Annotated in this window: 17 protein-coding genes; 2 read left to right on the top strand and 15 right to left on the bottom strand. The window is 27.9% G+C overall.

Annotation, left to right across the window (positions count from 1 at the left end; all coding sequences use genetic code 11):
• Positions 1 to 11 precede the first annotated feature (11 nt).
• The 12 genes from BEE63_RS19310 to BEE63_RS19255 all read right to left on the bottom strand — a co-directional run bounded on the left by BEE63_RS19310 (position 12) and on the right by BEE63_RS19255 (position 8,624).
• On the bottom strand, positions 12 to 266 hold the full coding sequence (locus BEE63_RS19310; protein WP_066022937.1) for a hypothetical protein: 255 nt from the start codon (positions 264 to 266) through the stop codon (positions 12 to 14).
• Positions 259 to 777, bottom strand: a complete 519-nt coding sequence (locus BEE63_RS19305; protein WP_066022936.1) for a DUF5697 family protein — start codon at positions 775 to 777, stop codon at positions 259 to 261. The genes BEE63_RS19310 and BEE63_RS19305 overlap by 8 nt, the downstream gene beginning before the upstream one ends.
• 14 nt (positions 778 to 791) lie before the next feature.
• A complete protein-coding gene (locus BEE63_RS21840) occupies positions 792 to 1,379 on the bottom strand; it encodes a prepilin peptidase (RefSeq protein WP_066022935.1) in 588 nt (195 codons plus the stop codon).
• 88 nt (positions 1,380 to 1,467) lie between these two features.
• The gene (locus BEE63_RS21835) at positions 1,468 to 2,103 is read right to left on the bottom strand and encodes a hypothetical protein (RefSeq protein ID WP_066022934.1); all 636 of its coding nucleotides are present in this window, start codon (positions 2,101 to 2,103) and stop codon (positions 1,468 to 1,470) included.
• Between the two features lie 141 nt (positions 2,104 to 2,244).
• Positions 2,245 to 2,898 carry a hypothetical protein gene (locus BEE63_RS19290; RefSeq protein ID WP_066022933.1) on the bottom strand — a complete coding sequence of 218 codons (654 nt, stop codon included), beginning with the start codon at positions 2,896 to 2,898 and terminating at the stop codon, positions 2,245 to 2,247.
• Between the two features lie 16 nt (positions 2,899 to 2,914).
• A complete protein-coding gene (locus BEE63_RS19285) occupies positions 2,915 to 3,484 on the bottom strand; it encodes a hypothetical protein (protein ID WP_066022932.1) in 570 nt (189 codons plus the stop codon).
• Positions 3,485 to 3,501: 17 nt separating this feature from the next.
• Positions 3,502 to 3,933 (bottom strand): hypothetical protein, encoded by a 432-nt coding sequence (locus BEE63_RS19280; protein WP_066022931.1) that lies wholly within the window; start codon positions 3,931 to 3,933, stop codon positions 3,502 to 3,504.
• Between the two features lie 43 nt (positions 3,934 to 3,976).
• Entirely contained in the window at positions 3,977 to 4,171 is a 195-nt protein-coding gene (locus BEE63_RS19275; protein ID WP_066022930.1) for a hypothetical protein, read from the bottom strand.
• Between the two features lie 26 nt (positions 4,172 to 4,197).
• On the bottom strand, positions 4,198 to 5,046 hold the full coding sequence (locus tag BEE63_RS19270; protein WP_242874876.1) for a type II secretion system F family protein: 849 nt from the start codon (positions 5,044 to 5,046) through the stop codon (positions 4,198 to 4,200).
• 14 nt (positions 5,047 to 5,060) lie between these two features.
• Positions 5,061 to 6,017 carry a hypothetical protein gene (locus BEE63_RS19265; protein WP_242874875.1) on the bottom strand — a complete coding sequence of 319 codons (957 nt, stop codon included), beginning with the start codon at positions 6,015 to 6,017 and terminating at the stop codon, positions 5,061 to 5,063.
• 1 nt (position 6,018) lies between these two features.
• Positions 6,019 to 7,317 (bottom strand): CpaF family protein, encoded by a 1,299-nt coding sequence (locus BEE63_RS19260; RefSeq protein WP_066022928.1) that lies wholly within the window; start codon positions 7,315 to 7,317, stop codon positions 6,019 to 6,021.
• Positions 7,317 to 8,624 carry a MinD/ParA family ATP-binding protein gene (locus tag BEE63_RS19255; protein WP_066022927.1) on the bottom strand — a complete coding sequence of 436 codons (1,308 nt, stop codon included), beginning with the start codon at positions 8,622 to 8,624 and terminating at the stop codon, positions 7,317 to 7,319. The genes BEE63_RS19260 and BEE63_RS19255 overlap by 1 nt, the downstream gene beginning before the upstream one ends.
• 297 nt (positions 8,625 to 8,921) lie before the next feature.
• Between BEE63_RS19255 and BEE63_RS19250 the strand changes: the two genes are divergently transcribed.
• The gene (locus BEE63_RS19250; protein ID WP_066022926.1) at positions 8,922 to 10,382 is read left to right on the top strand and encodes a hypothetical protein; all 1,461 of its coding nucleotides are present in this window, start codon (positions 8,922 to 8,924) and stop codon (positions 10,380 to 10,382) included.
• A gap of 185 nt (positions 10,383 to 10,567) precedes the next feature.
• Here the strand turns inward: BEE63_RS19250 and BEE63_RS22195 are convergent, their stop codons facing one another.
• Together BEE63_RS22195 and BEE63_RS19240 are read right to left on the bottom strand one after the other, a co-directional pair.
• Positions 10,568 to 10,747 carry a hypothetical protein gene (locus BEE63_RS22195; RefSeq protein ID WP_242874874.1) on the bottom strand — a complete coding sequence of 60 codons (180 nt, stop codon included), beginning with the start codon at positions 10,745 to 10,747 and terminating at the stop codon, positions 10,568 to 10,570.
• Positions 10,748 to 10,922: 175 nt separating this feature from the next.
• Positions 10,923 to 11,603: a DUF5680 domain-containing protein gene (locus tag BEE63_RS19240; RefSeq protein ID WP_066022925.1), complete on the bottom strand. Its 681-nt coding sequence runs from the start codon at positions 11,601 to 11,603 to the stop codon at positions 10,923 to 10,925.
• Between the two features lie 204 nt (positions 11,604 to 11,807).
• Between BEE63_RS19240 and BEE63_RS19235 the strand changes: the two genes are divergently transcribed.
• Positions 11,808 to 12,404: a dienelactone hydrolase family protein gene (locus BEE63_RS19235; protein ID WP_066022924.1), complete on the top strand. Its 597-nt coding sequence runs from the start codon at positions 11,808 to 11,810 to the stop codon at positions 12,402 to 12,404.
• A 103-nt stretch (positions 12,405 to 12,507) separates the two neighbouring features.
• Here the strand turns inward: BEE63_RS19235 and BEE63_RS19230 are convergent, their stop codons facing one another.
• Positions 12,508 to 13,365, bottom strand: coding sequence for a DMT family transporter (locus BEE63_RS19230; RefSeq protein WP_066022923.1), 858 nt, complete (start codon positions 13,363 to 13,365; stop codon positions 12,508 to 12,510).
• Positions 13,366 to 13,556 lie beyond the last annotated feature (191 nt).

Here is a 13,556-nt window from a genome sequence, read left to right as displayed (position 1 = left end):
AATTATTTTTCCTAATAGTTAATATTATTTACAAGTTTACAATTTTTATAACTACATTGTTTTTCTACTTCATATTCACCCGTAAAAAATCCTGCCTTAATAAAGCACTCTTTAAAACCAAGTCTTGCTGAAATAGCTAAATAATAATACGTATATTCCCTTGTTATTGTAAATCTATCTTTAATCTCCCCCTTAGTTTTAATGACATTATCACCAATTTGGGGCATTTTCAAAGAAGCTTTTGGAGTATCATAAAATTTATTCATCTACTTCACTCACCTTTTCAAAAAAATTAACTGCACCATGTTTAACTGTGCAGTACTTCACCATCTTATTTATTTTTATTTTTTCTGCCTGTTTTTTATTGTCTAAGATTATTATTACTCTCTCACCAAAACTTCTATTTACTGCTCCCGAATAAATTACCTCCTCTCCCTCATCTATTACGGCTATATCAAAAGCCCTATTTTCTTTAAACAAAGCTAATTTAAAAGGAAACTTTTCAATCATACAACATTTAATTTGCATTTTCATATCATTAATCAAATAAACATACAAATCCAATGCTTTTATCATTTTTTTATCTAACTCTTTTTTACCTTTTAAAACATATATATCATCACAAACTAACTCAATTCTATTTTGTCTTATAAGGTTTTTAAATTGTCTTTTAAGATCTTTTATATGAGCTAATTTATTTATGTTCTTATACCTCATGCAGCCAAATTTACTAATAAGCTCAAGTATCTTTTCCTGCCTTGTATTTATATAATACATACTATTTTCTCCCTTCAATATGCAATTATCATTATTAAAGCAGCGGTTATATATGGCACAAAAGCTACTCTATCATTTTTTAAACTTCTATTTTTTAATAACTTATAAATGCCATAAATTCCACAAAGAACAGAAGATAAGATTAATACAAAAAAGCTTTTATATATTCCAACGAACATACCGCAAATTGTAAGCATTTCTACATCTCCACAGCCAAAAACTTTAAAAAGAGTCAAAGTTAAAGAAATGCCTGCCATAACTATTCCACCATACAAATAAATCTTAATTTCTCCTCCATTTAAATAACCTAATATAATAAACAAAAGATTTACAAAAAATAAACTGACTGAGGTAAAGAAATATACGCTCCTAGTTTTAATGTCAATTAATGATATGAATACCATAAAAGTTATTACAGACGAGTACTTAAAAAACTGTAAGTTCACTCTATATTTTGAATAAAAGAGAATATAAGATATTTCAAGAACAATACATATAGTTATAAATTCTTTTAAATTTTTCTCATTTTTTTTGCAAAGTTTTGAAACTCCAATTTGAATAAGCTCACTCATAATTGGGGCAAACATAAATATTAAAATCAATATATTTATCACCTTCTTGCATATTAAAACAGCGAACAGATAATATCTGTTCGCTATAAAACATAAATCCAAATTTTTATTATAATCATTAATGATCACTAGCAGCAGTAATATCTTGCCCGTTAGTATCTTGTTGACCTGGCTGCCAGTTACCAACTTTTTGTTCATCCTGAGATGGTGTTGGTTGAGTTGGTTGTACTGTGTGCGTTGGTGTTGGTTCTTGTGTTGGAGCCGGCGAAGTTGGCTTGCTAGGTGATACTGTTGATTTAGGTGAAGTAGGCGAAGTTGTTCTTCTAGGTGAATTTGTTTGATCATTATTAGATGCAGTATCTTTTTTGCTACTACCATTTTTATTACTGTTATTTTTACTATTGTCATTTGAAGCTGCATTAGAATTTTTAGCTGTATTTTGCGTATTTACATTCGCAGGCTGACTACTTGCAGCAGCTTTATTTGAATTATCATTCTTAGGCTTGTCCGCAGTTTTAGTGCTTTTCTTTTTAGTTGCTTTCTTCTTAGCCTTGCTTTGTGCAATTTTTTGAGCTGCAAGCTGTTTATCTTGAACTACTTTATTATCATGTATTCTATATAATACTCCAAATGCTGCTTCACCAAGTAAAATCAATCCCATAACTAATACAATTATCTTAGTTCTTTTAGATTTATTTGGCCTTTTAAATTCTTTCATCGGCTTAGTTCTTTTAAGTCTTCTCATTTTTCTCATCGTAGATCCCCCATTACCAATAAAATCGAATATTATACTTATATTTTACAATCTATGAACCTATATTGCAAATAAAATCACAAAAAAAACATTATTACTATAATTTGTATATGCATTATGGAATTAATTATTACTGTAATTTTATCTCATAATAGAACATTTAGCCACACTAAAATAGCCCACTGATAAATCTCTAGATATTTTTAAAAATTCATCCTGTGATCCTCTAACCATGATTGATGAAGCTAAAACATTTTTATCACTACTCTCTAAAAATCTTCCCTCAGAATCAACAGCTCCAACAACTTCTGCTTTTTTCATATCGAGCTCTGTAGTGCTATTTTCACCCTGCAATACACTAGTATGTGTTATATCGATAACATCACCCTTGCGCAGAGTTCCGGCAAAAGCATCATTATTGATTTTATTAACAGGTATTGAAATTTCCTTTTCATCTTTCTTTAAAAATATTCTTGAATTATCACTTTTATCTGAAATTTTTCGTCTATTCAAAATTTCACCTTTATAAATATCTTTTAAAGCATATTTACTTTTCATCATAGATGTACTTTCAATCATATCAGAACTAACATATTTAACATCACACTTTATTATTTTTAAATCACAGTTTTTGATTTCTTCACCACACTCTATATCTTTTGCAGCAGCTATAATCTCCTTTTTAGGCAAAGGTTTTGTCATATTTTTTTCAAGTATAATTAAAGTACTAAAAAGAGCACATGCAATTACTGCTGTGCCTATTAGTATCTTTATTCTAATTTTACTAAATTTCATATTAATCACCCTTTCTCTATTTAACTATATCCGTATCAACAGAAGTTGTAACCTTCTTAGTTTGTCCAAATAAAAGTTTTACATTATAACTTATAGCTACATGAACACTTGTATTTTTAACTATGCTGCCATTTGAAGTTGTTACAGGATTCACGCTTTTATCCATAACGTCTCTTCTTGTAAAGGAATTACTATTTCCACTATAACTTAATATTTCCACATGATTTTTGTTTACATTATATATTGTAAATTCTTCTATATGAGTCTTACCAATTACTAAGCTGCCCTTTGAAGTAGTAAAATCATCATTAAGCTTCATATTTGTCTTCAAATGCTGTATAAAAGTTTCAAGTGCAGCTGCTGCATCACTTATTCTTAAATTTTTTTCATCCACTGACAATGCATTAACATCTACATTTTTATAAACTGCAAGATTTGACAGCATAACATCATCCTGAATTTCCTCAGCTCTATTTACCATTACAGCATGAAATATAACAAACTCTGCACATAAAATTATGAGAACAATAACAAATAAACTGAGCACAACTATGGATGCATCACCGTTATGTTTTATTTTAATCATAGCCCTTCTCCTTTAATTTACGGTTCTACTGTATTTTTGCTCGTAGAACTTTTTTTAATTGTCACTGTCTCATCCTTATTTGAAAAAGCAGGTATTATACCACTTTTCACTGTTAATTTCTTGAATGTAATCTTATACTTTATAGTAAGATATACATCATCTCCATATTGTACTTTATTTAAAGTAGTTCCTGCGGTATCAATATTATTCACTCCTATACTCTTAAAAGCATGAGTCATCTGATTTAAATTATCTATATTTAAATAACCTGTTTCCTCCATTTTAAGCATATATTTTCTAGCTATAGCTTCAGCTTTATACGTTGTATTGACTGGAGGAATGTTTGAAACAAAATATACAAACAGCGTACTTATAATAGCAGTTCCAATTAAAACAGCAGCCACAACCTCAATTGCTCCATCTTTTTTCCTTTTAAACTTTAAATGCAACCTACCACTTCCTTTAATTCAAGCATGACTCAAAATACTTTCACTAAACAAATATAGTTTTAATAGTATTATTAAACCAAGTTTGTACACTTGTCATAAAGCCATTTATAAGATTTTTATACACTGGATAAGTTATTACTAAAAAAACTGCTATTATAACTAGAACCGCAACAGTATTAACCTCTCCTTTTTTGTTTCTTGAAATTTTCTTTAAAGAATTTAAAATTATTTGATTCATAATATCTCTCCTATCTTTTTTAATTATTAATTAAATATCCCGTGTACACTCTGCATCATATTACTTCCTATAACATAATAAACGAGTATAACTATGCCTCCTAAAAGCATCATAGAAATAGCGAGCACATACATATCAATTTTTTCTGTTTGACTTGCTGTATAAATTGAATTAACAGCCTTTAATGAGGTGCTTTGATCATCAAGAGCATCTTCAGACACACCACTTGATACACTTTCCTTAATAAGTGCGACAAAGGAATCTATTTCAGGCATATCATATTCATCATTAAAGTCATCCAGTGCCTTTTCTATATTTTTAGATAGATTTATTCTAGCCGCCAATCTTATGAGACTTTTTTTAAATCTACCATTTTTACAAACTGTATAAGCTTCAAGAAGTGCATGTCCTATACTTACTCCTGCAACTGTCTGAAGTGTTACTAAATCATATACATCTGCTAAATCCATCCTTATTTTATTCTTATCATCTTCATTACTTATATAATTTATAATATCCACTAAAAAAAAGCCCAATATAGAAATTGCGCCACTAAAGACAGAATTCTTTATGGATACTCCAATTTGCAGTAGTAATGCTATTAACATTATTACTGCAATAGAAACTTTTATAAATACATAGCTTGAAACATTTAGTTTAAGGGGATTACCACATCTCATGAGCTTCTTTTCTATACGTTTTTCATCAAAAAGTTTTTTTATAAAATGAATTTTTTTATCGCTACCATAAGAACTATCTTTCTTTACCCTTCTGTACTTTTTATTTAATTTAAACTTAACAATGTATCTAACAATATAAGAAATTATTAATATACACAATATTAAAATTCCCCTTAATATAAAAATTATCACCACCCTTCTTCCCTCCTTCAGTAATTAAATTTTTTAAGAGTTATGCACTCATACGCTGCAAATACTAATACACAAACCATATACGCAACTATAATTTGTCCCACAGTTGTTTTCATCAAAAGTGCATAAAAATTATTTGTAATTCCAGATAGCGCATTCAATATGATACCCGCCACAAAAATAATAACAGCAATACTTATTTGAGCACCTATTACCTTCCTTCTACGTTTCTCTTTACCTTCGTAATAATTTTTTATAACTATTCTAGTTTTATCGAGAAGTTTAGAATAATTGGCATTATTTAAAGAACATATATACAAATTTTTTAATATATTTTTAAGTCTTATATTTTCAATCTTATTTATATAGTTATCAAAAGCTTTCTTCATTGGAATACCCATTTTAACATCCCTTATAAAATCCATGTTATATGTTTTAAGTGGTTCTTTAAGCCTTGATGTACTTTCTTCCATCATAAAAATAATATTGTTTTTTATGGCGGCGTTATTTTTTAAAGAACTTATAAAGAACATAATACTGTTATCTATTCTGTCAAAATTAATTCTCATCATTTCCTTTAAAACAGCATAAGAAATAATTTGTACAGAAAAAAAAGCTATTAACGAAAATATAAAACTCTTATAGATTTTGAAAACTACAAAGGAAAGAATTAAAGATACAATCAAAATAAAAAAGACAAATATTTCAGAAGTCATGCATTTAAAATGGTTCCTTATCCCTGATAAATACATAATCTCATCTAATTTGTCCAAAACTTTGCTTTTAGTCTTTTCTTTATATATGCTGTTAAGTCTTCTATTAAAAAATCTTTTCCGGTATTTGTCATCAAAGTAACAAAGTATTTCTTCTATTTTTCCTCTACTGCCTTTAAATAATTGGGATGCTAAAAAATACGCTGTAAGAATAGCAAAAAAAACTAAAACTAAATTTAAAATAGCAACTAAATTTTTCAAACTATACACCTCCAGCATTCATGAAGTTTGCATATTCAATTTTTCTTTTTACCTTAATACAGCTATCATTTCTTTTTATAAAATCCCCTTTATTGAAATAAAAAATGGGATTAAAAATAAGTTCACCCTCCTCTTCATTAAATCCGGCCACTTCTGTTACTTCCATAACTCTAAAATCTTTCATAAATATTATTATATCAATAGCTGCTAAAAGTTTTAGAAGTGACAATCTACTTAGTTTAGCATTTCCCTCCTGCATGTAATCCACAAGCTTGTTTACAGCTTCCTCTGCACTATTGGCATGAACAGAGCTCCAGCCATCATGTCCTGTACCTATAACCTTAAAAAGACTTAGAGCTTCCTGCCCTTTAATTTCTCCTATAACGATCATGTCAAGGTCCTCTGTCATGGCAAATCTTGTTAAATCGCCAAGAGAATATTCAGCATCATTTTCCCCAACTTTAGCTCTCTTCTTTTGAAACATCATATTAGGATGCCTTGAGTGAAGTTCTTCAGACTCTTGAATAATAAGTACAGCTTTATCATAAGGCACCTTTTCTAAAAGAGCATTTATAATTGTAGTTTTTCCGCTGCCTCCTTTACCACATAAAAGTATATTAACACCTGCTTTAACACGTTCCATAAGATAATCATATATTTTTCTATCAAACATATTTTTTTTAATCATTAGTTCTTCCAATTGAAGTTTATTCTTAGGTATTTTTCTTATAGATATATATGAATTATCAACAGAATTTACAAAGGATGAACTTAAACTTATCCTTAAATAAAACTTATCTGTACTATCTGATAAGACCTGTATAGCATTCTTCTTATCAAGAGTTCCTTCAAGTTTTATAACAATATAGTTAAAAAATATATCAAAAGACTCTTTAGATGGGAATTTCACCTTTGACGGAAATCTCTTTCCACGTATTTTTACCTGTACATTATCATATGAAAGCACCCTTATATCAGAGATTTCATCATCATCTATTAAATCCTGGAGAATGTAATATCCAAAAAGATAATCCTTCACACCTTTTATGAGCTTATTTCTATTTGTTTCATTAATTTTTATACCATTTTCATCTACATAATTCATGATTTCACTTTTAAGCGATTGTTCTGGAATTTTACCATTCTCGGTATCGTTTATGAGATATGGCCTTTTCTCTGTAAATTCTTTTACTATATTGTCAACTAAAACTATAAGTCCATCTTGACCTTCATCTTTAGTATTTTTTATTAAAGCTTCACTTTTGTAATTAAGCTCTTCTACTAAATTGACTCTGTTCATTAAATCACACCTTTCTTTCCAATAAAAAACCTATCTAAAATAGAAGCTTTAGGTATATATCCTAAGTTTTTTAGCACTTCCATATATGGTTTAATACATTGGCTTTTTAAACCTAAAGTATCTATAAAAGGTTTTTGGTTATTTAATGCCTCCTCCTTTCTAGAATCGTGAGGTAAATACCCTATGATTTTGTATTTTTCAAAAAGTTTTTCAATGGTCTCTATATCTAAACTATTATTAGAAAGCTCAGAAATAACAATATTAAATTTGCTTAAACTTACTGCCTTTTTTAAATTATCAATTACAAAAAGCATATTTCGTATACTGGTATAATTAGGTCTTACAATACAAATAATTTTGGTAGAAAGCTTTATAGGCACAAAAGTGCTTCCAAGACTTATATCGGGGTTTGTGTTTATTAGTACGGTGTCATAAATTTGTGAAGCAATATTTATTATGTTCTCAAAATACTCAGGCGGCATTTTTTCAAAAAGCATTAGGTCATATAGCCCTGTTGCTATATCTATATTCTTGTATTTATTATGTTTATTTACAAATTTAGTAAAATTATCTTCATTAAATATTTTTCTTTCTATAGCATTATACATTAGCTCAATGCTTGTACTATTTTTTATATCATACTTACTTTGTATGCTTATTTCCTTTTTAATCCCAAAGAAATCATCTACAGTTGGAAATAAAGTATTGAAATCTAAAATTAATATTTTCTGATTGCTCTTTTTAGATAAAATGACTCCTATTTGAGTTATAAAATCTGCTGTAAGTAGTGAATCTTCTACCGAATATACAGCAATTACATTCTTCCTTAATATTTTAGTTTTGTATATTATTTCTTTTACTGGAACTTTAACCTTTTTTTCAATTACTTTCTGCTTTTTTAATTGAGATGCTTTTTCATCATTTTCTAGATTGCTATACTTTAAATAAATACTGGATATATCAGAAAATGAATTTGGTTTTAATATTAATTTAATGACATCCTCTGGCTTTACAGGATCAAACAGTATATCATTTATAGAATAATTAAAACATCTCTTAACTCCAGCTGTATCATCCTCATTTGTAAGGTAAACTATTCTTGTATTCTTCGATTTTACTAAAAAAAGCACATCATTTATGTCCATTTCACCCGTAAGCCTGCGCGATAAAACTACTACATCGAAATTCTCCTTTAAAAAAAATTCTCTATAGTTTACTACAACTACTTTCATATCTTTAGTATTTTCTAGCATTTTGCTTACCTTTTCATCCAATTCAGTCATCCCCGTTGCCACACCTATTTTCATAAATTTTCCCTCCTTACTTATATGCAACGCATAAATTCTCGATAGTTTACACTGATAAAATTTTCACTTACATTTTTTATACATATCCTTCCCAATACAAATATATTTTAGTGCATATTTAAGTTTTAAAACTTATCTAATTTGCTACATTTATATGCCAGTTTCCACATATGCACTTTACATACAAATTTAAACTTAACACAATTTTAATAATTTGTAATAATTCTCATAACTTTTATGGCATAAAATATATTATGGAGCTGTCAAAATTTTTATTTAAAAGAAAGGACTGTATTAATGAGGCTTTTAACGAATAAACTTAATTATATTAGGAAAAATTATTTCATCGAATTATTATTTATACTTGCGGCCGGAATAATATTATTAAATACACTTTTTATAAATCCTGTTATCGGAAAGCATGATAATGGTGATTTTGGTAGGCTCATGTTATATGGTGGAATAAATAATTTATCTAGTAACTATGATAAAATTTATGATGGTTTCTTACATCTAAAGTATTCAATATCACCTAATCACATATTTTTAATATTTGACGCGGATTGGGTTTCATGCTCTTTAGTCCTAAAAATATCAACGATTATTTTTTTAATCACACGCAGTTTTGCAGCAAAATTATTTGATATAAGGTATTTAGCTTTTATGTACAGCATCATATTTTTAATTGGAACATTCCTAATAATTAATTATAAGAAATTTTCTAAGCCTTTAAAAATATCTGCTGCAATATATATACTTTTATTTTTCACAAGTACATGTTATGTTGAGTATTTTAACTCCTTTTTCGGTGAACCTGGCACTTTTGTATTCTTCTTGTTAACCATAGGAACATATTTACATTTAATTGAAAAAGAAGATGTTAAGAAAAGAGATTTTATATACTTTTTCATTGCTTCTGGATGTTTTTTGACTGCAAAGTCACAAAATATACCTATGATGCCATTTATGCTAATAATATATATTGCTCTATTTATTTCATATAAGAACTTAAGTTTTAGAAGAACTATAATTATAGGATCAATAATAGTAACTTTAATGTGCTCTGTTTCCCTTATTTCACTAACAGAAACCATTAATGAAAATAACATATATCAATCAGTTTTTTCTGGAGTTCTACGTGGTTCTAAAACACCAGAAAAAGACCTAAATGAATTAGGACTCAATAAAAAGTTTAAAGTATTCATAGGACATTCCTTTTATAATACAGATAAGGGACTTGATCCTCTTGGATCGGACATGCTTAAAAATTTTTATCCTCATATATCTAATTGGAAAATATTATTTTTCTATTTAAAGCATCCGTCTAGAATGTGGCAAAAAATTGTTGATGCTGCAAATTCAAACTATGAATTAGACAAACCTTATACATGCAACTTTGTTAAGGGTGAGTATTCTCCAAATAAAAAGGTTAATACTTTTAGAAGCTTTTTAATAAAAAAATTTCCTGCTGTACATCATAATGTGTATGGTTTTATCATTTTCTCCTTAATATACTTTATAATATCAACAATATATTTAATAAAAAGTAAAGATGTTTCTATAAAACTTTTAAATTTAATGCTTATTTTCATACTCATAACAGGTTCTTCTCAATTTATTCTTCCTGTTATAGGCGCCGGCCATGGTGACTTCTCAAAACATCTTTTTTTACTCAATTTATCTTACGATATTATGTTTGGTATAGCTTTACTTTGGATTATGCATATTACTTTAAAGAAATTAAGAATTAAAAATTAAGAATGATTGTAACTTTTTCTCCGTTCTACTTCGACTATTTTTAGATTATAAATTTAAGATAAGCAAAATTCATATGTTTATTATATTGATAATTGTGTTATAATAATTAATAAAGAAAGCCATTGGGCTTAATTGTTTAAGTATACGATATTTTTTAAAACGCACTTAGTGGAATGAGTGCGCTTTTATTTTTTTGATTTTCTATTTTTTGCCGTGACTTCTATTTCAGTCTTTGCAATATCCTTAATTTTCATTTTATTTTTAAAAGTTAAACTGTCTTTCATATAAGTAGCAATAAAGACAATTGAAGTCATTGCTAAAATCGTTATACAAATTATCGCTGTAAAAATTACTTTATCACTCAAAAGATACCACCTCCCTGCTGTCAAAATTGTCCATGACTTTCCTTTGGCTCAAGAAAACTCCCTGGAGGCGATATAAATATCTTATACTGTTTTCCTATATCTATATTATTCCATATTTGTATGTTATCTATTCAACATGATTCCTCATCTTAAAAATAAATATATTTTTAACTATCTATTTAACTCTTCCTCCATGAAATACACATTCATAAACTTTTTTATTATTACAATAAATTTCCTCATTTCCATTAAACCAATTAAACTCTCCATTAACGCTACAATGATAAATATAGTCTCCATTTTTATATATCATTGGTCCCCTGTATGGATAATCTTTTGAAACTAAAAGCAGTGCTTCTTTAAGGAATTTTCCAGAAAAATTTTCATCAATAACTCTTCCCATATAATTCATTGACCAAATTGGAGTATTATCCTGCCATAAAGCTTCCTCTCCTAAGAACTTTTCTCCTCCTAAATATGTATCAATATACTTTAAATTTTCCTCTTCATAATGCAAATCATGAGAACTAGGTCTTGAAGATGGTTGTTCTTCTTCTCCACTTCCTGCATATGTAACCTTTTTAGCTCTACATAAAAAATTCACTATATTCTCAAAACTGTAATCAATAAATTTTTCTTCATTTGTGCAACAATTACTATCACAATCCTTAATTAATTTATCTATAGTAACCTTAAATAATTCACTTAGTAAAATTAATTTATCAATTTCAGGATAAGACTTTGCACTTTCCCATTTTGCCACTGCCTGCCTTGAAACACCTAGAATTTCACTTAACTTCTCCTGAGATAATCCTCTATCCTTACGAAGCTTCTGTAATCTTTCATTAAACTGCATTTTCATCACCTCAAATTAAGTATACTTATTAAATTAAAAACTATCTACCACCTGAACGTAACAATCATGTAAACTATATGTGGCAAAGAAACTTAAGGGCTGTTGAATTAATAATTAAGATTCATTTTTTCATGTATCACACCTTTACTAATACTTTTATTTGTAATACAATATTAAGAAATTTATATAAGGAGATTCAATCATATGAAAATCATAAATAATTCTGACTCAGTAATTATAGTACTACATGAGATATATGGGATTAATAAATATATAGATGAGATTTGCATGAAATTTTCTAAGCTTAACTATGATATTATTTGTCCAAACTTAATTGAAGTAGAAAATCCTTTTAGTTATGATTTGCAAAATGAAGCTTATGATCATTTTATTAATGAAATTGGATTTGATTTAGCTGCAAAAAAAGTAAAGAAATTAATAGATAAGGTTAAAACGCAATATAAGCATATATTTATATTGGGCTTTAGCATAGGAGCAACAATTGCATGGTTATGTAGTGATTATTACGAAATTAGCGGAATCATAGCTTACTACGGTTCACGAATTAGATACTATGTAAAAATCACTCCTAATTGCCCGGTTCTATTGATTTTTGCTGATGATGAACCTTCTTTTAGTCCAACTGAATTAGCCAAAACCTTAAAAGCCTTAAATGTCGATGTTCACATATTAAATGGCAAACACGGCTTTAGTGATCCATTTTCATCTAATTATTTTAAGCCATCATCAAAAAAAGCAGAGCTCTTAGCATATAGGTTTTTAAATCACTACAATAACTAATATCTACTAAGTTTATAAAATATAATTTTGCGATTGCTTAAGTAAAATATTTACTAAATCTTGTGCACTATTGCAAATATTATTGCTACCACTGCATTATGCCCTACTTTTGTAAAAATAAAAATGCAATTCCCAGAATTAGAAGACAAATATATCCAAACTTTCTTTTTATATTTTTTTCCTTAAATATGATACCTCCAACTATTGCTGATACTAAAATAGATATTTTTCTAAGAGGCATAACTATTGAAATTTCACTTGATGGAATATTTAATGCCATAAAATATATTCTGTCGGCCGTAATAAGTATTACACTCATAAGTGGTATATAAAAATCGAGTTTAAATGGGCTTTTATCTCTTGAAGTTATTCTACAGTATAACATTGCTGACATATTAAATAAAAACATAAAGAAGCAGAACCAAAACTGCATTTGCCCAGGGTTAATAGACTTAAGAGCTATTTTATCAATAGTTGCACTTATAGCATTCAAAATCGCTGCACATATCATAAAATAAAAGTATTTATTCTTAAATATATTTACTACTTCATTTGAACCTACCCTACCAATGAAATAATAAGATACAAGCATAATAGCTATTCCTACATATTGAAATAAATATAGTCTTTCATTTAATATGAGTATACCAAAAATCACAGAAAACATCGGGTTTAGTGTGTCGAATGGAGTTATGACACTTATAGGAAGATGCTTAATAGCTGTAAAACTAAGCAGCCATGCTATAAATACCACAAAAGTTTTAAATAATAATATTAAAATACTACTTGTACTTATTTTTGAGGCATTATTAAATTCAAAAGACACTAAAATAAAGGAACAAAGAGAATAGAAAGCAAGCACCGTTAGCACTGAATTTTTCTCAAATGCTTTTTTCTTAGTTATATCCCAAAATCCCAATAAAATTCCAGATAATATTACCATCCAAATCCATGAATACATAAAAAATTTCTCCTTTGTACTGTAATTTATTTTAACATTTTTGCAAGGTTTAAAAAAATACTACTATAGTATATATTTTTCTTTAATTAAGGTCAAATCCATAATAGGTACTAAATTCCTCATTTATAAACATTATATAAAATCAGTAATCCAAGCTATAACAAATACAAGCTACCATGATATAATATTAT

The organism is Clostridium pasteurianum (assembly GCF_001705235.1).
Lineage (GTDB): Bacteria > Bacillota > Clostridia > Clostridiales > Clostridiaceae > Clostridium_S > Clostridium_S pasteurianum_A.
Note: the sequence above shows the minus strand (reverse complement) of the source record. Positions and strands in the feature narration are given on the sequence as shown.